Origin of the sequence: Corynebacterium sp. CTNIH16 (assembly GCF_032821655.1) — a bacterium.
Lineage (GTDB): Bacteria > Actinomycetota > Actinomycetes > Mycobacteriales > Mycobacteriaceae > Corynebacterium > Corynebacterium marquesiae.
Map to the genome: position 1 here is coordinate 12,465 of NZ_JAVBIG010000013.1, position 24,513 is coordinate 36,977.

19 protein-coding genes, 1 tRNA gene and 1 other RNA gene are annotated in these 24,513 nt (G+C 63.4%); 10 read left to right on the forward strand and 11 right to left on the reverse strand.

Annotated features, from left to right (window positions below):
• Window positions 1-40: 40 nt before the first annotated feature.
• Window positions 41-129 (reverse strand) — tRNA-Ser (locus RAE04_RS10380).
• A gap of 179 nt (window positions 130-308) precedes the next feature.
• Between RAE04_RS10380 and ffs the strand changes: the two genes are divergently transcribed.
• The 6 genes from ffs to RAE04_RS10410 all read left to right on the forward strand — a co-directional run bounded on the left by ffs (window position 309) and on the right by RAE04_RS10410 (window position 5,807).
• Window positions 309-407, forward strand: an RNA gene (gene ffs, locus RAE04_RS10385) — signal recognition particle sRNA small type.
• A gap of 60 nt (window positions 408-467) precedes the next feature.
• The gene (locus RAE04_RS10390; RefSeq protein ID WP_317027307.1) at window positions 468-1,739 is read left to right on the forward strand and encodes an aminotransferase class I/II-fold pyridoxal phosphate-dependent enzyme; all 1,272 of its coding nucleotides are present in this window, start codon (window positions 468-470) and stop codon (window positions 1,737-1,739) included.
• Window positions 1,702-2,283: a hypothetical protein gene (locus tag RAE04_RS10395; RefSeq protein WP_317027308.1), complete on the forward strand. Its 582-nt coding sequence runs from the start codon at window positions 1,702-1,704 to the stop codon at window positions 2,281-2,283. Before RAE04_RS10390 ends, RAE04_RS10395 begins: the two co-directional genes overlap by 38 nt.
• Before the next feature lie 18 nt (window positions 2,284-2,301).
• On the forward strand, window positions 2,302-4,647 hold the full coding sequence (locus RAE04_RS10400) for a DNA polymerase III subunit gamma and tau (RefSeq protein WP_317027309.1): 2,346 nt from the start codon (window positions 2,302-2,304) through the stop codon (window positions 4,645-4,647).
• Window positions 4,648-4,709: 62 nt separating this feature from the next.
• The gene (locus RAE04_RS10405; RefSeq protein WP_005327377.1) at window positions 4,710-5,078 is read left to right on the forward strand and encodes a YbaB/EbfC family nucleoid-associated protein; all 369 of its coding nucleotides are present in this window, start codon (window positions 4,710-4,712) and stop codon (window positions 5,076-5,078) included.
• A 72-nt stretch (window positions 5,079-5,150) separates the two neighbouring features.
• Window positions 5,151-5,807 carry a recombination mediator RecR gene (locus RAE04_RS10410; RefSeq protein ID WP_317027310.1) on the forward strand — a complete coding sequence of 219 codons (657 nt, stop codon included), beginning with the start codon at window positions 5,151-5,153 and terminating at the stop codon, window positions 5,805-5,807.
• Window positions 5,808-5,858: 51 nt separating this feature from the next.
• On the opposite strand, the gene RAE04_RS10415 is transcribed toward RAE04_RS10410, so the two are convergent.
• From RAE04_RS10415 to leuA, 7 genes are all read right to left on the reverse strand, one after another.
• Window positions 5,859-6,893, reverse strand: coding sequence for an HNH endonuclease signature motif containing protein (locus RAE04_RS10415; RefSeq protein ID WP_317027311.1), 1,035 nt, complete (start codon window positions 6,891-6,893; stop codon window positions 5,859-5,861).
• A gap of 109 nt (window positions 6,894-7,002) precedes the next feature.
• Window positions 7,003-7,776, reverse strand: coding sequence for a type 1 glutamine amidotransferase (locus RAE04_RS10420; RefSeq protein WP_225746094.1), 774 nt, complete (start codon window positions 7,774-7,776; stop codon window positions 7,003-7,005).
• Window positions 7,769-9,046, reverse strand: coding sequence for a Mur ligase family protein (locus RAE04_RS10425; protein ID WP_317027312.1), 1,278 nt, complete (start codon window positions 9,044-9,046; stop codon window positions 7,769-7,771). Before RAE04_RS10425 ends, RAE04_RS10420 begins: the two co-directional genes overlap by 8 nt.
• 27 nt (window positions 9,047-9,073) lie before the next feature.
• Window positions 9,074-10,519 (reverse strand): DNA polymerase III subunit epsilon, encoded by a 1,446-nt coding sequence (locus RAE04_RS10430; protein WP_408933179.1) that lies wholly within the window; start codon window positions 10,517-10,519, stop codon window positions 9,074-9,076.
• A 51-nt stretch (window positions 10,520-10,570) separates the two neighbouring features.
• Window positions 10,571-12,763 carry a hypothetical protein gene (locus RAE04_RS10435; protein WP_317027313.1) on the reverse strand — a complete coding sequence of 731 codons (2,193 nt, stop codon included), beginning with the start codon at window positions 12,761-12,763 and terminating at the stop codon, window positions 10,571-10,573.
• A 110-nt stretch (window positions 12,764-12,873) separates the two neighbouring features.
• Window positions 12,874-13,650, reverse strand: coding sequence for a hypothetical protein (locus RAE04_RS10440; RefSeq protein ID WP_317027314.1), 777 nt, complete (start codon window positions 13,648-13,650; stop codon window positions 12,874-12,876).
• A 45-nt stretch (window positions 13,651-13,695) separates the two neighbouring features.
• Window positions 13,696-15,513, reverse strand: a complete 1,818-nt coding sequence (leuA, locus tag RAE04_RS10445) for a 2-isopropylmalate synthase (RefSeq protein WP_317027315.1) — start codon at window positions 15,511-15,513, stop codon at window positions 13,696-13,698.
• A gap of 219 nt (window positions 15,514-15,732) precedes the next feature.
• On the opposite strand from leuA, the gene RAE04_RS10450 reads away from it, so the two are divergent.
• The gene (locus RAE04_RS10450; RefSeq protein ID WP_317027323.1) at window positions 15,733-16,860 is read left to right on the forward strand and encodes a mannosyltransferase family protein; all 1,128 of its coding nucleotides are present in this window, start codon (window positions 15,733-15,735) and stop codon (window positions 16,858-16,860) included.
• Here RAE04_RS10450 and RAE04_RS10455 read toward each other — a convergent pair.
• On the reverse strand, window positions 16,857-17,735 hold the full coding sequence (locus tag RAE04_RS10455; RefSeq protein ID WP_317027316.1) for a DMT family transporter: 879 nt from the start codon (window positions 17,733-17,735) through the stop codon (window positions 16,857-16,859). The two genes, RAE04_RS10450 and RAE04_RS10455, sit on opposite strands and share 4 nt — an antisense overlap.
• 228 nt (window positions 17,736-17,963) lie before the next feature.
• On the opposite strand from RAE04_RS10455, the gene RAE04_RS10460 reads away from it, so the two are divergent.
• Both RAE04_RS10460 and RAE04_RS10465 read left to right on the forward strand, forming a co-directional pair.
• Window positions 17,964-19,229: an aspartate kinase gene (locus tag RAE04_RS10460; RefSeq protein ID WP_317027317.1), complete on the forward strand. Its 1,266-nt coding sequence runs from the start codon at window positions 17,964-17,966 to the stop codon at window positions 19,227-19,229.
• 34 nt (window positions 19,230-19,263) lie between these two features.
• The gene (locus RAE04_RS10465) at window positions 19,264-20,295 is read left to right on the forward strand and encodes an aspartate-semialdehyde dehydrogenase (protein ID WP_317027318.1); all 1,032 of its coding nucleotides are present in this window, start codon (window positions 19,264-19,266) and stop codon (window positions 20,293-20,295) included.
• Between the two features lie 111 nt (window positions 20,296-20,406).
• Here RAE04_RS10465 and RAE04_RS10470 read toward each other — a convergent pair whose 3' ends face one another.
• Both RAE04_RS10470 and RAE04_RS10475 read right to left on the reverse strand, forming a co-directional pair.
• Complete coding sequence (locus RAE04_RS10470) at window positions 20,407-21,789, reverse strand: hypothetical protein (protein WP_317027319.1); 1,383 nt, start codon at window positions 21,787-21,789, stop codon at window positions 20,407-20,409.
• 284 nt (window positions 21,790-22,073) lie between these two features.
• Window positions 22,074-22,640, reverse strand: a complete 567-nt coding sequence (locus RAE04_RS10475; RefSeq protein ID WP_269953769.1) for an RNA polymerase sigma factor — start codon at window positions 22,638-22,640, stop codon at window positions 22,074-22,076.
• An 82-nt stretch (window positions 22,641-22,722) separates the two neighbouring features.
• Between RAE04_RS10475 and RAE04_RS10480 the strand changes: the two genes are divergently transcribed.
• Complete coding sequence (locus RAE04_RS10480) at window positions 22,723-24,273, forward strand: catalase (protein WP_317027320.1); 1,551 nt, start codon at window positions 22,723-22,725, stop codon at window positions 24,271-24,273.
• Window positions 24,274-24,513 lie beyond the last annotated feature (240 nt).

Genomic DNA, 24,513 nt, shown 5'->3' on the forward strand with positions numbered 1-24,513 from the left:
CCCGGCTCCGTTGCTATGCAGCAGGAGCCGGGATTTCCTCTGGCGGAGGATGTGGGATTTGAACCCACGAGGGGCGTGAACCCCGCACGCGTTCCAGGCGTGTGACATAGGCCGCTAGTCGAATCCTCCGAGAAGAAACATTAGCAGCCGTGGCAATTATTTTACCAATCGCCAGGTCAGGAGCTATTTTCGGCGATCTAAAGCTGTTTAGTATCGGATGGTCCTTGGGCTGCGCGCCTGTGGGCGGTGGCGGCCCGTGCGGTCGGAGTCCCATTTGGCTAAACCGGCGCTCGGGCGTTAAAGTATGGGGCAGGATTCCGCGTGGCGTCCATCCTCTGAACTCCCCCAGGGCAGGAATGCAGCAAGGGTCAGGAGGCTCTGGCGGGTGCGCGGGGTCCCCTTTTTGTATGGCGTGCGTTACTATTGGGGGCTAAAAGTCGCCCTATACATGGAAGGTAGACATACGCATGTCGCTTCTTACTTTGGAATCGTCCGAACTCGCGGAGCTCGCCGCCCAGGTCCGTAAGGACTACGAGGACCTTAAGGCTAAGGGCCTGAAATTGGACCTGACCCGCGGCAAGCCAGCGAAGGCGCAGCTAGACCTTTCCAATGATCTTCTCGCCCTGCCCGGCTTGGGCAATTACACCGATGCAGCCGGAAACGACCTGCGTAACTACGGCAACCAAAAGGGCATCAGGGAACTGCGCGACATCTGGGGCAAGCTGACCAACATGGACCCCGAGCTGCTCGTAGCTGCAGACTCCTCCTCGCTGAACATCATGTTTGACCTGATTTCTTGGGCATTCCTCTTCGGCACCAATGATTCCGCACAGCCGTGGAGCAAGGAAGAAAAACTCAAGTGGATCTGCCCAGTGCCGGGCTACGACCGCCACTTTGCCATCACGGAGCAATTCGGTTTCGAGCTGGTGACGGTGCCGATGGAAGAGGACGGGCCGGATGTAGAGGCCGTCGAAAAGCTGGTGGCGGATCCGGCGGTCAAGGGCATGTGGGTAGTGCCGATGTTCGCTAACCCCACCGGCGCCGTGATTTCTGAAGACAAGGCCCGCCGCCTCGCCCGCATGCAGGCCGGTGCGCCGGATTTCCGCATCGTGTGGGATAACGCCTACGCCGTGCATACCTTGACGGAAGAATTCCCGGAAATCCTGCCGATTCTGGATATTGCCGCGGAAGAAGGCAACCCGAACCGCTTCTGGGCCATGTCTTCGACTTCGAAGATAACCTTCGCGGGCGCGGGCGTGGGTTTCTTCGGCACCTCGGAGGATAACCTCGAGTGGTACCTGGAGCACGCCGGCATCCGCGGCATCGGCCCCAATAAGATTAACCAGCTGGCGCACCACGAGTTCTTTGGCTCTGCCGAGGGCGTGCGCGCGGTAATGCGCCGCCACGCCGCGCTGATTAAGCCCAAGTTCGATGCCGTGCTGCGCATCTTGGACAAGCGCCTCGGCGAGTACGAGGTGGCGCAGTGGACCACCCCGAAGGGCGGCTACTTCATCTCCCTCGACGTCGTCGACGGCACCGCCAACCGCGTCTGGGAGCTCGCGCGCGATGCTGGCATCCTGCTCACCCAGGCCGGATCCGCCTTCCCGTATGGCCAGGATGACAATGACCGCAATATCCGCCTCGCCCCAACCCTGCCGCCGCAGGAGGAGGTTGAGGCGGCGATGGACGGCGTCGCTACCTGTGTGCTGCTTGCCGCCGTGGAGAAGCTGGGGGCCTAACATCAACGCCGACGAGTCTGCCCTGTGGCTGAGCGAGATTATCCCGGCTCCGCTGGAGTTCCGCTACGTCGATGAGCGCCGGCTAGGCCTTGCCTCGCTTGCCGACGCCCAATCGCTCGCCCTCACCACCACCTTCAACGCCACCGACACCGGCCTGCAGAGCCAGGACGACGGCACCGACGTGCGCTGCGAGCTGTTGACGGTGGCGCGCACCGGGCAGCCCGAGGTGGCCGCCGCCATCAACGCTGCGGCTGACACCTTCGACAAGGCCGGCGGCCTGCTGCCGGCACAGCCGGGCGTGATGCTGCCGTCCATCCTCGACGTCCCTGACGTCACCGTGCACCACGGCCTGTTCATCGCGCCGTACCTGTGGGGCGGGCAGACCCCGCAATTTCGCGAGGAGGGCCGCCTGACCCTCATCTTGCAGCTGGTCATGCTGACGGATTCGGAATATGCGTTTGGGGTAGAAGAGGGCGTCGGCAAGCTGCAGGCGGCGGTGGCCGAGCAGGGCATTGACCTGCTGGACTGGTCGCGCGAGGGTTAGCCGGTAAACTGACTAACCGTGGCTTTATACCGGAAATATCGTCCAGCAACGTTCGCGGAGGTCGTGGGCCAAGAGCAGGTCACCACGCCGCTATCCGCCGCCCTTGATGCAGGGCGCATCAACCACGCCTACCTCTTTTCCGGCCCGCGCGGCTGCGGCAAGACTTCCTCGGCGCGGATTATGGCCCGCTCGCTCAACTGCGAGCACGGGCCGACCTCGACGCCGTGCGGCAAGTGCGATTCCTGCGTCTCCCTCGCCCCCGGCGGCCCCGGCAACCTGGACGTGACGGAGCTCGACGCCGCCTCGCACAACGGCGTGGAGGACATGCGCGAGCTGCGCGACCGCGCCTACTACGCGCCGGCCGAATCGCGCTACCGCATCTTCATTATTGACGAGGCGCATATGATTTCGCCCTCCGGCGCTAACGCGCTGCTCAAAGTGGTGGAGGAGCCACCGGAGCACGTCATTTTCATCTTCGCGACCACGGAGCCGGAGAAGATCATCGGCACCATTCGCTCGCGTACCCACCACTATCCCTTCCGCCTGCTGACCCCGCCGGCCATGAAGGGCCTGCTGCAGCGCACCGTCGAGTCCGAGGGCGTGCAGGTCGAAGAAGCCGTATATCCCATGGTTATTGAGGCGGGCGGCGGTTCCCCGCGCGATACTTTGTCTCTGCTGGACCAGCTGCTGGCCGGCGCCGGGCCCGATGGTCTGACCTACGACCTGGCCCGGCCGCTTTTGGGCGTCACCGATGTCTCGCTGCTTGACGACGCCATCGAAACCCTCGCCAACCAAGACAAACCCGGCCTCTTCGCGATGGTCGACCACGTCATCGAGGCCGGCCACGACCCGCGCCGCTTCGCCGTCGATTTGCTCGACCGTTTGCGCGATCTGATGATTCTGCAGGCCGTGCCCGGCGCCATCGATGCCGGCCTCGTCTCCGCGCCCACTGACCGCGCCTCGGTGCTTACCGCCCAAGCGCAGCGTTTTTCCGGGCCGCAGCTGACCTACCTGGCCTCCACGGTCAACGACCGCATCAGCGACCTCACAGGCGCGACCTCGCCGCGCCTGCTGCTGGAAATCATGTGCGCGCACCTGCTTATCGGGTCTACCGGTCCGGCTGCTGCCGCGCCTGCATCCGCAGCGGCTCCCGCCCCCGCCCCTGCTGCCAACGCTGCCGCGGTTTCGCCCGCGCCGGCTGGCCCTGCGACCCCGGGCGGTGCTCCCGCGGCCAACTCTGTCGTCGCCGGTGCCCAAGACCCCCAGTCCGCCGCTGCTGCCATCATCGCTCGCCGCCGCGCCAAGTCCCAGGAACAGCAGGCTTCTGCCCCTTCTCCTGCTCCAACCTCTGCACCGACCGCCCAGCCGCAGGTCCCGTCCCAACCGGAATCGCGACCGGATGTGCAGCCGAAGGCGCAACCCGAGCAGTCGGCGGCCGCCGAGGCGCACACCCCGCAGAATCCTCAGGGCCAAGAGCCGCAACCGCAGCGGCAAGAGGCTGGGGATCCGTGGCAGCGTGAGCGGCAAATCCCGCAGGCAAAGGTGCCCGAGCAGCAATCGGCGCAGTCGGCGCAGAGCGAGGCACTGCACTCAGCGCCGGCTCAGGAGAAGCATCGCGAGCCACTGGAGAAGCCCGTGCCGGCCCGCACGGAGGAAACAGCGCCGGAAGCCGCGGCGCAGCCCGCACCGCAACCTGCCCCGCAAACGCAGGCGGCAGCGGAACCGGACGGCGACTTCGCGGAGGCCGTGAGGGAGAAATGGGTGGCGTTGAGGGGGAGCGTCGGCAAGCGGAATAAGGTGGCCGAAATCATGCTGGCCGAAGCCCGCGTGCTTGGCTTCCGCGATGGCACCCTGACGCTGGGACATACCACCGGCGCGCTGGCCGAGCGCATCAATGCGCCCGCCAATAATGCCGTCATCGTGGAGGTGCTCAAGGAAGAGTTCCAGCGCGATGTGGCCGTCAACTGCGTGGTGGGTACCGACCCGAAGACCGCCGGTTTCGATGCGCCGCGGCCGCCGCAGCGCAAGGAAGCCTGGACCCCCAATCAACCGGCGCGCGAGCCTGCTGACGACCAGGAGGCGGAGAGTAAACCGGAAATGCCCGGGTGGCGCTCACGCATCGCACGGGCGACGCAGGCTGCCAAGCAACGCGATGAATCGCAGTTCAGCAATGGCGTGCCGCTGCCGCCCGAGCCTGAGCCGGACTTTGCCGCTCCGCCCGAGGAGCCGCCGGCCTACACCCGCGACGACGAAGAGCGCGACATGATGGAGGCTGCACAGTCCACCGGCGAGATGGATCACCGCAGCGCTACCGAGGTAGCTATGGAGCTGCTGGAGCGCGAGCTGGGCGCGCGGCGTGCCTAACCGGCAAGCACGGTACACTCGGGCGGTAGCGAAATTTACAGTTGATTTAGAAAGGAAACGACATGGCTGACCAAGACCCAATGCAGCAGGCAAATGACATGAACGACCTCATCGCGCAGGCCGCGCAGGTACAGGCGGATCTGCAGAAGGCGCAGGAAGAAATCCTCGCTACCAACGTCGAGGGCCAGGCAGGAAACGGCCTGGTTAAGGTGACCATGACCGGCGGCGCCGAGCTCGTGGACCTGCAGATCGATAAGTCCGTCGTGGACCCAGAGGACGTCGATACCTTGCAGGACTTGGTCATGGGCGCGTTCAAGGAAGCGCACGCTGCGGCCGGCCGCCTAGCGCAGGAGAAGATTGGCCCGCTGTCCCAAGGCATGGGCGGCCAGGGCGGCCCGTCTTTTGAGGATGTCTTCGGCGGCAACCAGTAGCCCGCACGATACGATAAAAGGCCGTTGCCCCGCGTTGGGGCCGCGGCCTTTTGCTGATTTTGGGAGTAATTGATGTTTGAAGGACCTCTGCAAGACCTCATCGACGAGTTTTCGCGCCTGCCGGGCATCGGCCCGAAGTCGGCGCAGCGCATCGCGTTTCACGTTTTGCACATGGAGCCCGAGGACATCGAGCGGCTACAAAACGCGCTGGGCGCGGTGCGCGATGGCGTGACCTTTTGCCGCATCTGCTGCAATATTTCCCGCGAGGATGTCTGCCGCATCTGTATTAATTCCCAGCGCGACTCCTCGACCATATGCGTGGTCGAGGAGCCGAAGGATATCCAGGTCATCGAGCGCACCGGCGAGTATGAGGGCCGCTACCACGTCTTGGGTGGCGCGCTGGACCCGCTGGCGAATGTAGGTCCGCGCGATTTGAATATTTCCACGCTGCTGCAGCGCCTGGGTGGCGTGCTGCCAGACCGCGAGCTGGCGGATTCCACCCCTGAAGCCCCGCTTTACGACGCCACCCCCACCATCCACGAAGTCATCCTCGCCACCGACCCCAATACCGAGGGCGAGGCCACCGCCGCATACCTGGTGCGGTTGCTGCGTGACTTCCCTGATTTGAAGATCACCAGATTGGCCTCCGGCATGCCACTCGGAGGCGATTTGGAGTTCGTGGACGAGCTCACCTTGTCGCGTGCGCTTTCTGGCCGCCTGACCATTTAGCACGTTGGCGCCCCAGCCAGTGGCACGCGTGCCTGCGCGGGTGAGCGCGGGCTAGGGCACGGCGGCCGTGGGGCCGTTTCGTGCGCGGCCGGTGAACACCGGCGGCCCGTGTGCTCTGCTGGCCTTTCCGTCATCCGCGCTGGTGGGCGGGAGCCAGGCGATTCGGCCGTTGACGCGCGCCATCCGTCCGCGACCCGGCAGGCCATTGATGGAGTTGTGATACGGGCAGAGCAAGGCCATGTTTTCGGGGTGGGTGAGGCCGCCGCGGGAGTATTCGATGAGGTGGTGGGCTTGGCATTCGGAGGCGGGGCGTCGGCAAGCGGGCCAGGCGCAGCGGGCGCCTTCGGCCTCGAGCATGCGACGCTGCTTCGCGGAGGCCTGCCGGGTGCGGTAAAGGTTGACGGGGCCGCGCTCGGGGTGGATGAGCGTGAAAAGGCCGGCGCCGGCTAGGGTGCGGCGGACGAGTTCGGCGCCGGTGATGGTAGCACCGTTGGTGAGGGCGAGGCGGACGTCGTCGCCGTCGCCGGCCAGGATTTTCAGGTAATCCGGCAGCTCGATGATGACATTGGTGGTTACGGTCGCGGGCGCGGCGGCGCGGGAACCGGTGAGCCAAGCCAGCGGGTCGGATTTGGCGGCGGCCCAAATATCGGCCATCTGCGCGGCGGGGCCGGTGAAACTCAGGGTGGTTTTCTCGCCGTGCATGATGCGGCGGCCGCCGTCTTCGCGCTCGGGCGGCGGGTTGATTTCGCGCAACAGCCGAGTCGCCGCGCGCGAGACCTGCGCGGTGGTTCCGGCGGTGGCGCATAGCTTCTCGCGAAATTGCCAGCGCTTGGTGGGGTCAGAGATGCCGCGCGAGCGGCGGGCGATGAGCGCGAGGGTCTCCAGGCTGTGTTGGTTGCGGCGCGCGGCGGCCAGGGCGCGGGATTGGTAGCGCGAGTGGCTGGTGGGGGAGAGGAAGGCCGCGGCGGTGCGGCGCACGGTGCGCGCTTGGTCCGCGGGCAGGGGCAGGCTGGAGGCGGCGTGGGCCTCTTCGAGAAGTTCCACGCCGCGCTTAGCGATGTCGCCCAGCTGCTCCAATAACGTCATGCCCCGCAGCCTATGGGCGGGGGCAGGCGGCTACAAGGGCAGGTGGCCGAGCCTGTGGATAACTCGGGGGTTCTGGGGCTGCTGGGCGAAGTTATCCACAGGTTTTGGCCTATCTTTGGGAGCGCGGGGGTTCAGAGGCGTTGAAACGTTCGACGCGCAGGCGGTCGACGGCCGGAATCTCAAGCGGCTCCAGATCCGCGAGGGCCACGCCCATCGCTTGGGAGAGGAGGAGATCGGCCAGCTGCGGGTTTCGAGCCAGCGCCGGGCCGTGCATATAGGTGGCAATGACGCTGCCTTGGACGGCGCCTTCGTAGGTGCGCTGGGCGGAGCCGTCGCTGAGATCGGCGGTGGCGGCCTGGTCGGCATTGCCATTGCCGCGGGTGAGCGTGCCGAGCGGCTGCGCGGAGGGGCCGAGGATGGTGGCACCTAGGTGGTTTTCGAAGCCGGTCAGCGGCTCGGTGAGGTCCGCGGTGACACCGGCGCGGGTGGGCTCGGAGGCTACCTCGCCGATGGCGCGGTCCTGCATGCCGGCCGTGGTGGCGTCGAGCAGCCCGACGCCGTCGATAATGCGGCCGGAGGCGCGGAAGGATTCGCCGAGGACTTGCAGGCCGGCGCAAATGGCAAAGACGGGGCGGCCGGCGTTAGCGGCGCGGGTGAGGCCGCCATCGGAAATCAGGTGGTCTGCGGCCAGGATCTGCGCGGTGTCTTCACCGCCGCCGAGGGTGTAGATATCCAGCGTTTCGGGCACGGGCTCGCCCAAGCGGATGGGGTGAATCTCCGCTTGCAGGCCGCGCATGCGGGCGCGCTGTCGCAAGACGAGGGCGTTGCCGTCGTCGCCGTAGGTGCCGAGGACGTCGGGAAGCACTAGGCCGATATTAAGCATTGGTGGCCTCCTTGGAAAGCGCCTTCTTCAAATCGCGGAAGGCGGTGTAGTTGGCGAGGACCTCGATGCGGCCCTCCGGGCAGGCGGCGAGCGCATCCATGGGATCGGGGATGAGCTCGTGGGAAATATCGGCGTAAACCAGGCGCACGGCCAGGTCGGTGCCGCGCTCGCCGGCGGCCTTGACGCTTAAGCCATTAAAACCTTCGAATTTCACGTCCCAGAGCCAGGACATGTCGATGCCATCGGCCACCTGGCCATTGGTGGCGATGACCAGGCCATCGGCGCTGCGGTCCACCATGGACAGCGCTTCTTGCCAGCCGGCCGGGTTCTTGGCCAGTAGCAGGCGAATCTCGCGGCCCTTCCAGTGGATAGTGGAGTAGCGGCCGGCAACGTCATCGATGCCCTCGGCGGCCGCAATGGCCTTATCTAGGTCAACACCGAAGCCCTGCACCGCCGCGGCGATGGCCTGGGCGGCGTTGCCACGATTGGCGCGGCCAGGCAGCGCCAGGTTCAGCGGACGCTTGGCGGTGGGGGTGATAATGCCATGCTTATCGACGCCCCAGGTAGGCTGCGGCCGGCGGAATTCGCGGCCGTCGGCAAGCGGCTTAACGGCATACCAGTCATCCTCGGTGCGCACGACGTGCCCGCCGGTACGCGGGCAGGTGACGGAATCGCCGAGCCAGCCGGCGCCGGCCGAGACCCAAATGACTTTTTTGGCGTCGTAGGCCACGGAGGTCATGAGCACATCGTCGCAATTGGCGATGACGAGCATGTCTGGGTGCGCCTCCACGGCGCTGCGCAGCGCGCGCTCAATCTTGTTGATTTCGCCCACGCGGTCCAGCTGGTCGCGGGTGAGATTAAGCAGAACCAGAACCTGCGGGTTGAGGCTATCGGCCACGTGGGGCACGTGAAGCTCGTCTACCTCGAGCACGAGGTGGGAGGCGTCTTTGCCGGCCATGAGCGCGGAGATGATGCCGGCGTCCATGTTGTCGCCGCCGTCATTGGTGGCTACGGTGTGCTCGGCGCGGACCGCGGCGGCCAACATGCGGGTGGTGGTGGACTTGCCGTTGGTGCCGGTAACCAGCACGGCTGGGCGCCCACCGCCCAGGTTGGTCATGATGGAAGGGTCAATGGCATTGGCGATTAGACCACCGATCATTCCGCCGGCGCCACGGCCGGTGGCGCGGGAAGCGCTGGTGGCCAGCTTCGCGGCGGTAGTGGCGGTGGTGGTGCGCAACTTCTTTAACGCACCCGGGACTCTAAAACTCATGTCCCCTAGGGTAGTCGGGCGGGCGGCCTAGTCGTTCTTTTTCTCCGCCGAGCCGCCAGAATTTCGGCGGCCTCTGCCACGACCACCGCGGCCGCCGCGGCGCCGGCGACGCTTCTGGTTCTTGCCGCCTTTTTTGTTGCTCTGAGACGAGCGGTGGGCCCGCGGCGCTGGTTTAGCGGATTCGGGTTCGGGATCGGCGTCTTCGATGCGCGTGAGGGCGTCAAGAAACGCGGCGTCCGACATCAGCGGGATGCCTTTGCGGTGGGCGTGCATGGGTTTGCCCACCAAGTCCGTGGTGACATTGCAGACCACCAGCGAGGACTCGCGGGTGAGCTTCTCGGAATAGTTGAGCTCTTCGCGCATGAGCGCGGCGATGATGGTGTCTGGGTCCTCGAGGATTTCCGGTGCGACCACGATTTCCATGCCGCGGCGCAGCTCCTTGCCCGGTTCGTATTTGCCGGGGTTGTGGTGCTGGACGGGGGCCTCGGCGGCGTCGACGCGCACGTGGGAGCGTTGCAGGCCGAAGCGATCGGCGCGCACGTCCTCGGGCGTATAGCTGCGCACCGTGCCGCCTTCTTGCTTGCGGTAGAGCGCGATAAGCAGCTCGGTGTCCTCGCGCGAAGTTTCCGTCTCGGGGCGGGCGGCTCGCTCCACCGAGGCCTGCGGCGTGGCGTCTAGGCCGCTCTGCTTGGCGACGCCCCCCAGCCGCACATCATTTGCCCGCACTTGCTGCGCGTAGGAGGTGGCCAAGGTATCGATGATGCGGACAGGCGTGGGGACGTGTCCGACCTTTTGGCGACGTCGGCGGCCCTTGTTGCGGCCACGGTTGCGCGCACGGTTTTGGCGCGCGGCGGCCATCATGGCGCGGCGGGCCTCGGCGACGAGAAAGCCCCAGGTATAGGGGAGATCGTGGACGATGAGCGTGCGGCCGTCGATAAGCTTGTCTAGCGATTTAAGGATCTTGCCAAAAGCCGGTGCCTGCTCAATATCGGTGGTGCTCAGCCCGTGGAGGTGGCGCGGTCCGGCGTCGATATCGGGCTTGAGGACGGCGTGGAAGAGCTGGCCTTGTTCGCCGGCGGCGTTGAATGCGATGGCGTCGATAGTCACGATGCGCCCAGTGGAGGGATGGATGCCGGTGGTCTGCAGGGTGAGCGCTACGTAGGGGTAGTCGGCTGCATCGGTGGATGAGTCGGCCTGCTGCGGCTGCTGTGACTTCTTGTTAACCGCTTCCGGTGCGGCCGGTCGCTCGTGATGGGCTGGTGGGTGCGGCTTCGGCTTCGGTTTTGGCTTGGGCTTTGCGGCGTCCGGTTCGCCGGACGGCCGCACCGCGCGGCGCGGCCGAGTGCGTCGCTGTTCTGCGCCCGGTTTGGGTGCTGTGGACCTGGCCGCGTGGCGCGAAGCCACCGTCGCGGGCGACGGCGCTGGGGTCGACGCCGGCGTGTGCTGCGGGGAGGGGCCAGGTGTGTTGTTCATTAAACTCAGTGTAGTATCCCGCATTTCGTGCAGGGGGACAGGGCGCGCCGCTTAATTTTCGACGACGATGACAATGGCCTTCGGCGGGGTCGTTGGTTCCTCGGGCTCCTCAGGTCGCCCGGGTTCCTCCGGCTCGGACGGTACCTGCGGCACCTCCGGTCCATCCGGTGCGCTGCGGGACGTCGTAGGCAGTGCCGGTTCGAGCTCTACGGTGATCTCTGGTTCGGGGGTGGGGTCGATTTCTGAGCCAGGGATCGTCGTCGTAGGAGCAGTAGTCTCCGGTTCTGGCGTTGGCTCGAGCTCGGAACCTGGGATCGTGGTTTCCGGTGCCGGCTCAGGCTCGGACTCCGAGGTCAGCAACGGAGACGTCGTCGTAGGTGCGGTCGACTCCGAGGGCTTTGGTTCCGAGGACGCAGGCTCTGAAGATTCGGGCTCGGGCTGTGCTGAAGTGGACGTAGAGGACGCAGAGGTAGGCGTAGACGGGTCTGCAGCCTGGGTCGGCTTAGACGTTGGCTCGCTCGTGGCAGAACTGGTGGTAGAGCTGGAAGGTTCTGCGGTCTGCTTTTCCGTCGAGGCTGCGGTGGTGGTTTCAGTCGTCGTTTTCTCGGAAGTTGTCTTTTCCGAGGTAGACGTGCTTGAGGTCGGCAGATCGGACGGCTCGGCAGGCGAGGATGCCGCAGAGGACGGCTCCGCAGATGTCGTGCTCTTCGTGGACTCCGTGGTCTGGGAAGGCTCTGCAGACTGGGAGGACGAGGAGGTTGCGGTCGGCTTCTTGGCCGCCGCTACCTGGGGTGCGGGTTCCGAGCTGGAGGATGGCGTCGAGGCAGGCGTGGTCTGAGACGGTGCCGGGGCCGGGGCTGGGGCCGAGGCGACGTCATTGGCTGCGGCCATGGCGGCAGCAGCCGCGGCGGAGGCGGCGCGGGAAATTGCCTGGGAATCCTCGCCGTGGTGGCCGCCGCGGGGTTCGCTGTGGTGGCCACGTCGGTTGTCGGAGGCAGGGGCGTGAGTCTGGGCATGGTCAGCGTGAGGAGAGTGCGTCGCGCTGGGCTTTTTCGTGGTTTGCGAAGGATAGGTGTGGTGGTGCGGTGTTGGAGAGGAGGGGGCGTCGGCAAGCGGGGGCTGAGCCGAGGTACCGCTGGTGGGGGCGGCATCGTGGATGCGTGGCGTGGCGGGGTGCGCGGGGCGCTTGGGCCCATTGCCGTCGAAGTGGGAAGAATCGAGGGAGGAATAGTTGCCTTCCGGAGCAGAAGCGGTGGAAGGTGCGTTGGTGTCCGAAAGGGCTTCGTCGTCGCTCAGCAGGTTGGTGGCCACGGTGGCACCGCCACCAACGAGCACGGCGACGCCGGCTGCGGCCAGCAGGTTCGAGGTCACAGCACCGGAAGCACCGGCAGCAGAGGTGACGCTGAAACCGCTGGTTGCGGAAGCGCCGGCAGTAGTGCCGCCGGGAACAGCGGGTGCGGCCTGTGCGCGGGCCGCGGTGGCCGCGGACATGATGGCGGCGCCACCGGCGACAACGCCCAAGACTAGGCCGGCGTGGTGCTTATTGGCGGCGTTGTGCGCGTAGATGGTCAGCGCGGGGCGGTCATCGGCGTTGTAGTGGAAGTAGCCGTGGGCAATGGCCAGGCGGCCAGATTTGGTGCAGTCGAGCACGGCGGGGGCAATCTCGCGGGCGGCGTCTCGCGGGAGGGAGCCTAAGAAGGTGCTATTGACATAGACATCAACGGTATTTCGACGCAGGAAACCGCGAGTGTGCAAAGAGACGAGATAGTGCTCGTCGGTTTGCGGAAAGCCGGTGACGTCCTTGGAAAATTCCGTTAATGTGGCGGTGGTCTCGCCGGGCAGCATGGTCCAGCGCTGCGCCGGCGGGTTATTGGCGGGGATGCAGAGGTGCGGTGCCGGCAGGAGCAGGTTGAGCGTGGGCCATTCTTCGCCGGAGGCATCTGTCATGCTCACGTGGGCGGTGGCGCGTGGGCGTAGGCCGGCGCTGAGAATCCAGTCAAAGAGGGCGTAGGCCTGGGAGTCGGCGGCGCTGAGGTGGCCCACAAGCGAGTCATCGATCCGAACCGCGAAGCCTTCCTGGGCGCTGCGGGGACCGAGCTCCGCGGAGAAGTAACCGCCTTCCGCGGCGGTGGACTCGAGCAATTCGCTGAAAACTTCTGGCGAAACATCCCCGACGGGTAGATTATGGATCACGCCAAAACCGTGGTCGGGGACCACGTAGGTGGCGGAATCCAGCGAAGTCATTGGGGCCTTTCTATACAGGACAATAGTAACACTGTATTTTAGGCACTGGCTTGGGCCATTTCCAATTTCCCCTGCCGGTGAATAAAGGGCGTTGTCCTGAGCAAAAGTTTCTACAGGATAAAAATGAGTACGGCGATAAGCGCTGCAATCATCAGTAGGGCAATGAGGGCAGGCCACCACTGGCGGTGCGGTGCGGAGTCATCGATGCTTATGGCGCGGAAGCTCGTGGTTTCGAAGGTTTCGGTGGCGGCGGGGGAGGTAGGGGTGGCGTCGGCAAGCGAGGCTTCCTTTGAATCCGGCAGCGGCGCACCCGCATAGATACTGAGTACCCGGCCGGTGCTGCGCGGCGCATGGTAGGCGTGGGCTAGGGTTATGCCCTGCTTGGCGACGTCCACCCCTTCCAACCGCCCCAGCCACCGCGGGCCCAGGTAGGCATCGGTGCCGGAACCGGTGGTGCTGGGTGAGAGCGTCACCAACACGTGCATGCGGGCCTGGGCGGGAATATCCAGATCTGCGGGGAGATCGGTGATATTGATGGGCGGGGCATAGCCCAGCATTGTCCACGGGCCCGCGGGCGGATTATTCGCCGGCAGGCAAAGGCCCGGCCGGGGCAGCAGCAGTGACAGTGAGCCATCGGGTTGCGGCGCGGCGGTGGCTGCAGGGGTGAGCCCGGCGCGAAATAGTAGATCTATTTCGGGATACTCGGCGCGGTCGGCACTGGTGATGTGCCCGATGGGGGAGGCGGTGCGCACCTCCAAGCCACCGTCCTGACTGGGCGCCAGGGTGACGGTGAACTCTCGGTTTTCCTTCGTCTGCGCACCATAGATGGGCAGGGCCTGCACGGCGCCCAAGCCGCGGTGCGGAATGAGGTAGGTAGAAGAAGGCATACCCACCCTTCTACCACGCCGACGGAGAGGAGCCGACGGGCGGGCTCAGGCTAGGGCGCGGTTGACGGCGGAGTTAATCGCGTTGATGGAAGCCCGCGTGGTGGAGCCGGCGATGCCTGCTCCCCAGACCTTGTTCTGGTTGACGTCGGCAGCGATATAGCAGGCGGCCTCGGCGTCGTCACCGGCGGAGCGGGACTGCTGGGAGTATTCCATAACCTCGAAATCGATGCCCAGGGATTCCAGCGCGTTGGCATACGCCGCGATGGGGCCGTTGCCGGTGCCGGAGACGGTGGACTTTTCCCCGCGGAAGGTCACGGTGGCGGTCACGGCGACGTCACCGTCAGCGGCCGGGGAGTTGTCCATGTGGAAGGCCTCCACGGCCAGCGGGGTCTCGCGGTCCAGGAATTCTGTGGCAAAGATGTCCCACATATTCTTGGAATTGACCTCGCCGCCCTCGGAGTCGGTGATTTCTTGTACCACGGTGGAAAACTCCGCTTGCATGGCGCGCGGCATATTGATGCCGTGGTCGGTCTTCATGATGTAGGCAACGCCGCCCTTGCCGGACTGGGAGTTGACGCGGATGACCGCCTGGTAGTCGCGGCCCAAGTCTTTGGGATCGATGGGCAGGTAGGGAACCTCCCAGGTGGCCTCGCGCAGTTCTTCCCACGAGACGTTGGTATTATTCGCGCCGGGGCGGATGGTGGCCGCCAGCGCATCCAAGCCCTTGTTGATGGCGTCTTGGTGGGAACCGGAAAAGGCGGTAAAGACCAACTCGCCGCCATAGGGGTGGCGCTCTGGCACGCGCAGCTGGTTGCAGTATTCGACGGTCTCGCGGATCTGCGGCAGATCGGAAAAATCGATCTGTGGGTCCACGCCCTGGGTGAGCATATTCAGGCCCAGGGTAATGAGGTCAACGTTGCCGGTGCGCTCGCCGTTGCCGAACAGGCAGCCCTCGATGCGATCCGCCCCGGCCATAAAGCCCAGTTCGGCGGCGGCGATTCCCTCGCCGCGGTCATTGTGCGGGTGCAGGGAGAGCACGATGTCCTCGCGGCGGGCTAGATTGCGGTGCATCCATTCGATGGAATCGGCGTAGACATTGGGCGAGATCATCTCCACGGTGGAGGGCAGGTTGATGATCATCGGATTATCCGGGGAGGGATCCATGATCTCTACTACTTCATCGCAGACCTCGCGGGCGAAGTCTAGCTCGGTGCCGGTGAAGGATTCGGGGGAGTACTCCCAGCGCCACGTGGTGTTTGGGTAGTCCGCGGCGATGGATTTGATGAGGGCGGCGGCGTCGGTAGCCAGCTTCTTAATGGCGGGCTTGTCCTTGCGGAAGACCACACGGCGCTGCAGCTTCGAGGTGGAGTTATAGAAGTGCACGATGACGTTCTTGGCGCCCTCGCAGGCCTCAAAGGTGCGGCGGATCAGGTGCTCGCGGGCCTGGACTAGTACCTGGATGGTGACGTCATCGGGAATTTTATTGCCCTCGATGATTTCGCGGACGAAGTTGAAATCCGTTTGGGAGGCGGACGGGAAGCCGACCTCGATTTCCTTGTAGCCCATCTTGACCAGCAGGTCGAACATGCGGTGCTTGCGCTCTGGGCTCATGGGATCAATCAGCGCTTGGTTGCCATCGCGCAGATCCACCGCGCACCACTGTGGGGCGTGCGTGATTTTCTTGCTGGGCCACGTGCGGTCCGGCAGGTCGATGTCTTCCACCTCGACGGCGAAGGGCTGGTAGCGCTCGTGGGGCATGGCCGTGCCGCGCTGCTTATTCCACGCGGGCTGGCCTTCGCGGCGTGGGCCGTTAGGGGTGGTGATATCGCGAGGGGCGCTGATAAAAGAGTCAGTGGGGGACATGGTGGTGCGGTTTCCTTGTCTGTGGTGTCTGTGGGAGACGGCCAGCTGGGCTTGGGTAGCCGAACTCCGCGACGGGGCGCTGGCCAGTACTTAGGCCGAAATCCCGCCGCGGCAGATAAGGAGTAGGTCAATCCGCTGTGTCATATCGGTCACACTACAGGCTCTCTCACTGTGTGGCAAGAGATTTCATTCAATGAGACGCGGTGGCGGTGCGGTACGATGCTTTTCGTGTCTACTGCCCGCCATGCCGTACCTAACTCGCCATCCTTACTGCGCTCCTTGTGGGCGCCTGCCGCGCTCGTTGCGCTCATCGGAGCCGCGGTGCGCGTAGGCATGCTCGCGACGGTGGCCGCCGTGCAGGACGATAAGCTCTGGGGACTGCTTAATAAGTGGGACGCCAAGCACTACGTAGAAATCGCCCGCGGCGGTTACTTCGGTGCGGATATCTCTACGGATGGGCCGGTCCACGAGACGACCATGGCCTTCTTTCCGGGCTTTCCTTTCCTCGTGCGTGCGATAAGCGGCATCCTGGGAACCGGCGAGGCCGGCACCGCTATTGCGCTTAACGTGCTCTTTAGCATCGCGCTGGCCGCCGGGGTGATGGCCTTGGCCGCGCAGATGGGCATGGGGAAGTGGGCCCAAGTGCTCAGTGTCGTAGTGGTAACCAGCGCGCCGATGTCCATCGTGTTTTCCATGCCGTATACCGAGGCACTTTTCGGGGCGCTGGCCATCTGGGCGGTAGTGGCGCTGGTGGGCGAGCGCTGGTGGGCCGCCGCGGCGTATATCTTTGTGGCCGGGCTCGTGCGCCTTACCGCGGTGGACCTCGTTGCGGTCTTTGGGCTTATGGTGCTGCTGCGGGCCCGAAAGAACTGGCGAGCCTGGGCCGCGGTGGCGTTTTCCGTCGTGCCGCTGGTGGGCTATTTGTGGTGGTCGAGCAGCCATCTCAAAGAGGCCGGCGGTTATTTTGGGATCCAGAAGGAACATTGGAATTCCGGCTTTGATGGCGGCAAAGCCACGGTGGTGTGGCTGTGGGAGACGCTCACTGGGGCCACCAATGGCGGCTACTTGCTCAGCGCCGGAGTAATGATCGCCGCTCCGCTATGCCTGGTGCTAGCGTGGCGCCGCCTGCCGTTGGCGGCCTGGTTATTTTCTGCCGTCCTCATGGCCAATGTGCTGCTTTCTGATGGCATCATGCACTCGCGGCCCCGGCTGCTCCTGCCGGCGGTGATCGTGTTGTTGCCGTGGGTGAAAAAGGGGGCTTCGGCAAGCGTGGCGGTTATTGCCTGGGCCCTGTTTGGCGCGTGGTTTTCGGCCTATATGCTCGGCGTATTTGAGTGGGCCATCTAGCCGCGCTGGCTCACCGGGCTGCGGGAGAGCACGATGGTGGATAGCACCATGACGGTCAGGGCGATGAGCATAATTGCCCAACCGACGGCCGTATCGATGAGGAATTTCTCTCCCAGCACCATGTATCCCAAACCAAAGGCCACGATGGGCTCAAAGATGGTCATGGCCGGTAGGGAATGAGCCAAGGGGCCGGCGTTGAAGGAATATTGCTGGACTACCGTGCCCGTGAGTGCGAGGCCGATGAGACCGTAAAACTGCCAGCTCGCCAATAGGGTGGTGAGCCCTTCGTGGGTGAAAATATCCACCACGGCCTTCGAGAGCAAGGCGACGAAGCCATAAATAACGCCGCAGGCCGTGCCCAATGCCAAGGGGCGCTGATCCGGTAGCTTTGCGGCCGCCGCGCCGAGGATTGCGAGGGTGGTCAACCCCACGAGGAGCGCCGGCCACCAATCGCTCCATTCTGGGCGGGGATTGCCGGCAACCGGTCGGCCGTAGATGACCATGATGCCTACCGCGATGGTCAGCGCAATGGACCAGAAAACCTCGTGGAAGGGCATCTTGCGGCCGGAGTACCACGCCGATAGCGGCAGGGTAAACATCAAGGACAGCACCAAGATGGGCTGGACGACCAGCAAGGTGCCGAAGCCGAGCGCGATAACCTGCAGGCCATAGGCGCCAATCGCGGCCGCGGTGCCCACCCACCACAAAGGGTTAGACATGGCGGCGCGCATGACCGAATCATCGGCGTCGAGGGCAATGCGGTGGCGGATGACCGTGCCCCAAGCAACCGTCAGCGCGGATGCGAGCGCGAAAAAGATGGCGAGGAGGTTGCTTAACACCCGCTCAACGGTAGTAAAGATTTCTGTTATATGCATATTCTGCGCTGTATGGCGCGCGTTTTTCTCCATGGGGGCGGCCGGCGCATGGCGCGCTTTACGCTCGGGGCGTGTGAATAAAAAGCAAGCATTGTCTAAGAATTATGATGAGGACTAGACCCCTGCGGGGTAGCATGGGTATTTGACTAATGACCGACAGATATTTCTGGCTGCGTGCAGCCGCGCGCGCCAGGGATGCCTTGAAAGACGAAAGGTGGCATCCTTACCGTGGCCCTGATCGTGCAAAAATATGGCGGCTCATCCCTCGAATCCGCAGACCGCATTCGCGCCGTTGCGGAGCGCATCGTGGCCACCAAGAAGCAGGGCAACGACGTCGTCGTGGTGTGCTCCGCAATGGGCGATACCACCGATGAGCTGCTCGACCTTGCCGCCCAGGTCAACCCCGTGCCACCCCGGCGCGAAATGGACATGCTCCTGACCGCGGGCGAGCGCATCTCCAATGCGCTGGTGGCCATGGCCGTGGAATCCTTGGGTGCCCATGCCCAGTCCTTTACCGGCTCCCAGGCTGGTGTGCTCACCACCGAGCGCCACGGCAATGCCCGCATCGTGGACGTTACCCCAGGCCGCCTGACCGAAGCGCTGGATGAGGGCAAGATCTGCATCGTCGCCGGATTCCAGGGAGTTAATAAGGAATCGCGCGATGTCACCACGCTGGGCCGCGGCGGTTCCGATACCACCGCGGTGGCGCTAGCAGCCGCGCTGAATGCGGACGTGTGCGAGATTTATTCCGATGTCGATGGTGTGTATACCGCAGACCCGCGCATCGTCCCGGACGCGCAGAAGCTAGAGAAGCTCTCCTTCGAGGAGATGCTGGAGATGGCCGCGGTAGGTTCCAAGATTTTGGTTCTGCGTAGCGTGGAGTACGCCCGCGCGTTCAATGTACCCTTGCGAGTTCGCTCGTCTTATTCAAATGACCCCGGCACTCTAGTGATCGGATCGATGGAGGATATTCCTGTGGAAGAAGCAGTGCTAACTGGTGTAGCAACCGATAAGTCCGAGGCAAAGGTCACCGTCCTTGGAATCCCGGACCGCCCCGGGGAGGCAGCGAAGGTTTTCCGTGTCATTGCCGATGCAGAAATCAATATCGACATGGTCTTGCAAAACGTCTCCTCCCTGGAGGATGGCACCACCGATATCACCTTCACCTGTCCGCGTGCCGACGGCCCACGCGCCATGGAGCTGTTGACCAAGCTGAAGTCCGAGGGCGGCTGGGCCAATGTGCTTTACGACGACCAGGTGGGCAAGGTCTCCCTCGTCGGCGCCGGCATGAAGTCCCACCCGGGCGTGACCGCCGAGTTTACCGAGGCCCTGCGCGACGTCGATGTCAATATGGAGCTCATCTCCACCTCCGAAATCCGCATCTCCGTGCTCACCCGCGAGGCTGACCTGGATAAGGCAGCTCGTGCGCTGCACGATAAGTTCCAGCTTGGCGGCGAAGAAGAAGCCACGGTTTATGCTGGAACCGGACGTTAAATACCCAAAAGCAACTACAGAGGATTTTTAAGTCATGACCACTGTTGCAGTCGTAGGCGCTACCGGCCAGGTCGGCCGCGTTATGCGCTCCATCTTGGAAGAACGCAATTTCCCGGCGGATAAAGTGCGCTTTTTTGCCTCGTCTCGCTCCGCCGGCACCGAGCTGGAATTCCGCGGCGAGCAGATTACCGTAGAAGACCTCGCTGAGGTCACCGAGCAATCCGTTGCCGACGTCGATATTGCTTTATTCTCTGCCGGCGGCTCCACCTCTAAGCAGTGGGCACCGGTATTCGCCGCTGCCGGTGCGACCGTGGTGGATAATTCCTCGGCCTACCGCAAGGACCCAGAGGTTCCCCTCATCGTTTCCGAGGTCAACCCCGAGGCAGCCAAGAATACCCCGAAGGGCATCATCGCGAACCCGAACTGCACCACCATGGCTGCCATGCCAGTGCTGAAGGTCCTCCACGATGCCGCTGGCCTGAATAAGCTTCACGTGTCCTCCTACCAGGCGGTGTCTGGCTCCGGTCTGGCCGGCGTGCAGACTTTGGCCGCGCAGGTCTATTCCGTCGGTGAGCACAATGTGGGCTTGGTCCACGACGGCTCCGCGCTTAATGACGAAGACTTTGGCCCGTACGTGGCACCTATCGCCTATAACGCCCTGCCGATGGCCGGAAACCTCGTTGATGATGGATCTCTGGAGACCGACGAGGAACAAAAGCTGCGCAACGAATCCCGCAAGATTCTGGACATTCCGGAGCTGAAGGTGGCGGGCACCTGCGTGCGCATCCCGGTCTTCACCGGCCACACCCTGACCATTCACGCCGAGTTCGATAAGCCCATCACCCCAGAGCAGGCCACCGAGCTTTTGGGTGGCGCTCTGGGCGTTACGCTTGCCGACGTCCCCACTCCGCTCGCCGCCACCGGCATCGACGAGTCCTTGGTCGGCCGCATTCGCCAGGACCAGACGGTGGACGATAACAAGGGTCTCGTGCTCGTTGTCGCCGGCGATAACCTGCGCAAGGGCGCTGCTCTCAACACTATTCAGATTGCAGAGCTGCTCGTTTAAACAAGTGCCGCTTCGCCGCCTGACGTACTAGAAAGCTCGGCGCCCTCCTCTCCCCATAGCAAGGGAAGGAGGGCACCGAGCTTTTGGCTTATCAGCCGTGGACGAGGGGGGCTAGTCCTCAGAAACCGGCTTGGCGGTGCCAGTGCCCGTCTTGCCAAAGTCGAGGTCGCTAGTGGACGACGGAACCTCTGGCTTGGTGTGCTGCACGTAGGTCACGGACGGCTCCGGATCTTCGCGGTCATACTCAATATCATCATCATTTTCGAGCTCCTCGTGGATCTCTTCTGCGATATTGGTGACAAACTCGGTGGTTTCCATATTGGACGCTGCAGCCAGCTTGCGCAGCTCGCGCTCGTTCTTCTTGGTAAAACGCTTGCGCGGGTCTAGGCGGCGGGACACCAGCTCGTGTGCGCGCATGCGGCGGTCGGACTCATCTGAGAGCTTGCTGCCGTTCTTGATGCGGTTGAAGACCATCACCACGATCATCAGCAGTCCGAGGTAGCCCAGGATCGGGTAGACGTTGCTGACCAAGGACTGGAAGCCCACGAAAGACAAGATGAAGCCGATGATGCAGGCGCCGGCATAAACCGGGTAGAAGCGCTTGGGGTTATTGCGGGTCAAGCGCTTGCCCAGCGCGTAGAACATGCCGATGGCGGTATTAAAGACCATGCCGTAAATAACAAAGGTCATCAGCACGCCAAGTACCGGGTGGATGCCGGAAATTAGGCTCAGGACCGGCAGATCCTGGCCGTTGACGTCTTTCGCCTCGAAGAACAGGGCGAAGACCAAAAGTGCCAACAGGATTAAGTAGAGCAGGCCGCCGATGAGGCCACCGATGCCGACTGCACGGTTATCCAGGAAGTTACCGCCAATAACGATGGACATGGATACTGCCGTCATCACGTTCAGGCCGGTGTAGTTCAGTGCGGCTAGCCACCAGTTAGGCAGCGAGGTATCAACATTGTTGACCGCCCAGTCATTCATGGCAGAGAAATCAACGTCTGCATTCAAGATGGTATAGCCGGTGGCAATCACCACGAAGATGATGATGAATGGGGTGATGGTGCCGATGACTGCGGTTACGCGGTCGACATCCATCAGGCCGACGATCAGCACCAAAATCAGCATGGCAGTTGCGCCCACCCACACGGGGATGGATGGGAACTGCTGATTGATATTCGAACCGCCGCCGGCAAACATGACGAAGCCGATGGCGAACAAGGTCACCAGGGTGGACCAGTCCAAAATCTTGGCGGTAAATGGCGATGCGACCTTGTCGTAGACAGCGGTGTGCTCCTCGGCTTGGAAATACGAGCCGAGCTGCAGGATAGAGATGCCGGTGATCATCATCAAACCAGCGGCTAGGGCGATGCCCCACAGGCCCCAGTTACCAAAGGCCACGAAGTACTGCATGGCCTCCTGGCCGGAGGCGAAGCCTGCGCCCACGACGACGCCGATAAACGCCATGGAAATTCCGATTGCGCGTTTTAACATGAAAGGGAGAAACTCTCTTACTCACACGCGCCGGGCCCGGCATTGGTATCGCGCGGGCCCGGATCGACGGTCGATTTATCACGTGTGTACACATCTAATAAACCACACATCGGACAGATATTTCGGGCAAGAATCGCCGCAACTGTGGTCTCGTTCACCCCGGCCGTAGCACGCAAAGTGCAGCTAAGTGCCAAATTTTGGGGCCCGTGGGGCGAAAGGTAACCAGAGCGTAACAATTTGGGAGTGAAATTAACTCCGCGATCACAGGGGACTATTTGGGGGTATTAACCTGTCCCCGCGATGAGATCCTTGCGGGCACGAGCCACGCGGGAGCGGATGGTGCCCACGCGCACGCCGGCAATCTTGGCCGCCTCCTCATAGGTATAGCCCAGTACCTGGGTAAGAATGAGGGCTTCGCGGCGGTCGGCCGGGAGGGCGTCGATAAGCGTACGGGCGTCGATCCACTCGCTCCACGCCGCGGATTCTTCCGGCGCCGCGCCCATCGCATCCTCGTACTCCGTGGCAGACTTTCGCGGCCGGGCCATATCGTGGCGAATATTATCCACCCACACGCGCCGGGCCAGAGAGAGCAGCCACGTGCGCGCGGAGGAACGGGCGGCGAAACGCGGCAGGGCGCTGATGACACGCAGATAGGTCTCCTGGGTGAGATCGTCAGCACCCTCGGGTCCGCCCAGGTGCGCCAGCAAGCGCCACACATCATCCTGGGTGGCTTTGATAAACTCCGTCAGCGCCGCGCGGTCGCCGCGACCGGCCCGAAGGGCGAGGTCGGTGACGCGGGCGTCGTCTGCTGCGGAGTGGTGAGTCACCTGAATGAATCTACCAGCCCCCATTACACTCTTTTGCGAGCCCTGACAACCGTGCAAAGTTTTGCCACACTGGAGTGAACTGACCCCGGATTGCCAGGAGGCATAAATGACTGATTTCACCGCTGATGACATCCTGAATAAGGGCCAGCGCCCCGCTGGCAAGGGGAATACCACCCGCCCCTCGGGCCAGCCGGTGCCGTCCGAGAACACCTCGGTAACCGCTGGCCAGCAGGGCCCGGTGGCGCTCAATGATATCCACCTCATTGAAAAGCTCGCGCACTTCAACCGCGAGCGCGTGCCGGAGCGCACGCCGCACGCTAAGGGCCACGGCGCCTTTGGTGAGCTGCACATTACTGAAGACGTTTCTGCATATACCAAGGCTAAGGTCTTCCAAAAGGGCACCGTTACCCCGATGATGGGCCGTTTTTCTACCGTCGCCGGCGAGCAAGGCTCCCCGGACACTTGGCGCGATGTGCACGGCTTTGCCCTGCGTTTCTACACCGAGGAGGGCAACCTCGACATCGTGGGTAATAACACCCCGGTCTTCTTCGTTCGCGATGGTCAAAAGTTCCCAGACTTCATTCACTCCCAGAAGCGCCTGGGCACCAATGGCCTGCGCGATGCCGATATGCAGTGGGATTTCTGGACCCGTAACCCAGAGTCTGCTCACCAGGTCACGTATCTGATGGGTGACCGCGGCACCCCGAAGTCCACCCGCCACCAGAATGGCTACGGCTCCCACACCTTCCAGTGGGTTAATGAACAGGGCGAGGCCTTCTGGGTGAAGTACCACTTCAAGACCCGCCAGGGCGTGGAGAACTTCACCGATGAAGAGGCCACCACCACCGCCGGCCAGAACCCGGATTGCCACCGCGAGGATCTTTATAACGCCATCGAGGAGGGCAACTACCCGGTCTGGGACGTCAAGGTGCAGATCATGCCGCTGGATGAGGCGGAGAATTACCGCTTCAACCCCTTCGACCTGACCAAGGTGTGGTCGAAGAAGGACTACCCGCTGCACGATGTGGGCTACTTTGTGCTCAACCGCAACCCGCGCAACTTCTTCGCGCAGATTGAGCAGGTGGCGCTCGATCCGTCCAATATCGTGCCCGGCGTGGGCCTGTCTCCGGATAAGATGCTGCAGGCTCGCGTCTTTGCTTACGCTGACCAGCAGCGTTATCGTATTGGTCCGAATTACCAGCAGCTGCCGGTCAACCAGCCGCAGAACGTGGACGAGGTCAATACCTACCAGCACGAGGGCAGCATGCAGTACCACTTCAATGCTCCGGAGGATCCGGTCTACTCGCCCAACCGCTATGAGAAGGGTACGGGCGTGCTTGATGACGCCGCTGTGAACGACCGCTCCCAGCTGGAGACCACCACGGCCGCGGAGCTGTACATCAACCCAGACTCTCACGGCAGCGACTTGGTGCGTGCGCCGTATGTTCGTCACGCCGAGGACGACGACTTTGTCCAGGCTCGCGACCTGTACGAGAATGTCTACGATGATGCCGCCAAGGAGCGCCTGGTCACCAATATCACCAACGCGATGGCCGGTGTATCCGAGGAGACCGAAGAACGCGTATACGAATACTGGACCAACGTGCACCCAGCACTGGGCCAGCGCGTGCGCGAGGTCTACGCCGAGAAGAAGTAACCCTTCCCCGGCAGGGCCTGTACGCTAACGACGCCGCCCCCGTACCGAGTTGCATAACTACTGCGCGGTACGGGGGCGGTTTCTTGCTGTGCGGCTAGTCGCAGCGGCGCATCTTTTCCGGGTTAAGGGTCAAAATGTGTGTCTGGCTCGGCGTGTCGCGGGGGTTAGATTTGGCCTTTTTGAATGCCGATTGAGTGGGTGTAGTCGGTGTCGATAGCGTTGTCGTAGAGGGCTGGGCGT

Excerpts from the sequence above, each read along its gene's own strand:
- RAE04_RS10390 (WP_317027307.1), top strand. The coding sequence starts at position 468 with ATGTCGCTTCTTACTTTGGAATCGTCCGAACTCGCGGAGCTCGCCGCC.
- RAE04_RS10405 (WP_005327377.1), top strand. The coding sequence starts at position 4,710 with ATGGCTGACCAAGACCCAATGCAGCAGGCAAATGACATGAACGACCTC.
- RAE04_RS10410 (WP_317027310.1), top strand. The coding sequence starts at position 5,151 with ATGTTTGAAGGACCTCTGCAAGACCTCATCGACGAGTTTTCGCGCCTG.
- RAE04_RS10415 (WP_317027311.1), bottom strand. The coding sequence starts at position 6,893 with ATGACGTTATTGGAGCAGCTGGGCGACATCGCTAAGCGCGGCGTGGAA.
- RAE04_RS10420 (WP_225746094.1), bottom strand. The coding sequence starts at position 7,776 with ATGCTTAATATCGGCCTAGTGCTTCCCGACGTCCTCGGCACCTACGGC.
- RAE04_RS10425 (WP_317027312.1), bottom strand. The coding sequence starts at position 9,046 with ATGAGTTTTAGAGTCCCGGGTGCGTTAAAGAAGTTGCGCACCACCACC.
- RAE04_RS10430 (WP_408933179.1), bottom strand. The coding sequence starts at position 10,519 with ATGAACAACACACCTGGCCCCTCCCCGCAGCACACGCCGGCGTCGACC.
- RAE04_RS10435 (WP_317027313.1), bottom strand. The coding sequence starts at position 12,763 with ATGACTTCGCTGGATTCCGCCACCTACGTGGTCCCCGACCACGGTTTT.
- RAE04_RS10440 (WP_317027314.1), bottom strand. The coding sequence starts at position 13,650 with ATGCCTTCTTCTACCTACCTCATTCCGCACCGCGGCTTGGGCGCCGTG.
- leuA (WP_317027315.1), bottom strand. The coding sequence starts at position 15,513 with ATGTCCCCCACTGACTCTTTTATCAGCGCCCCTCGCGATATCACCACC.
- RAE04_RS10450 (WP_317027323.1), top strand. The coding sequence starts at position 15,733 with ATGCTTTTCGTGTCTACTGCCCGCCATGCCGTACCTAACTCGCCATCC.
- RAE04_RS10455 (WP_317027316.1), bottom strand. The coding sequence starts at position 17,735 with ATGCATATAACAGAAATCTTTACTACCGTTGAGCGGGTGTTAAGCAAC.
- RAE04_RS10465 (WP_317027318.1), top strand. The coding sequence starts at position 19,264 with ATGACCACTGTTGCAGTCGTAGGCGCTACCGGCCAGGTCGGCCGCGTT.
- RAE04_RS10470 (WP_317027319.1), bottom strand. The coding sequence starts at position 21,789 with ATGTTAAAACGCGCAATCGGAATTTCCATGGCGTTTATCGGCGTCGTC.
- RAE04_RS10475 (WP_269953769.1), bottom strand. The coding sequence starts at position 22,640 with ATGGGGGCTGGTAGATTCATTCAGGTGACTCACCACTCCGCAGCAGAC.
- RAE04_RS10480 (WP_317027320.1), top strand. The coding sequence starts at position 22,723 with ATGACTGATTTCACCGCTGATGACATCCTGAATAAGGGCCAGCGCCCC.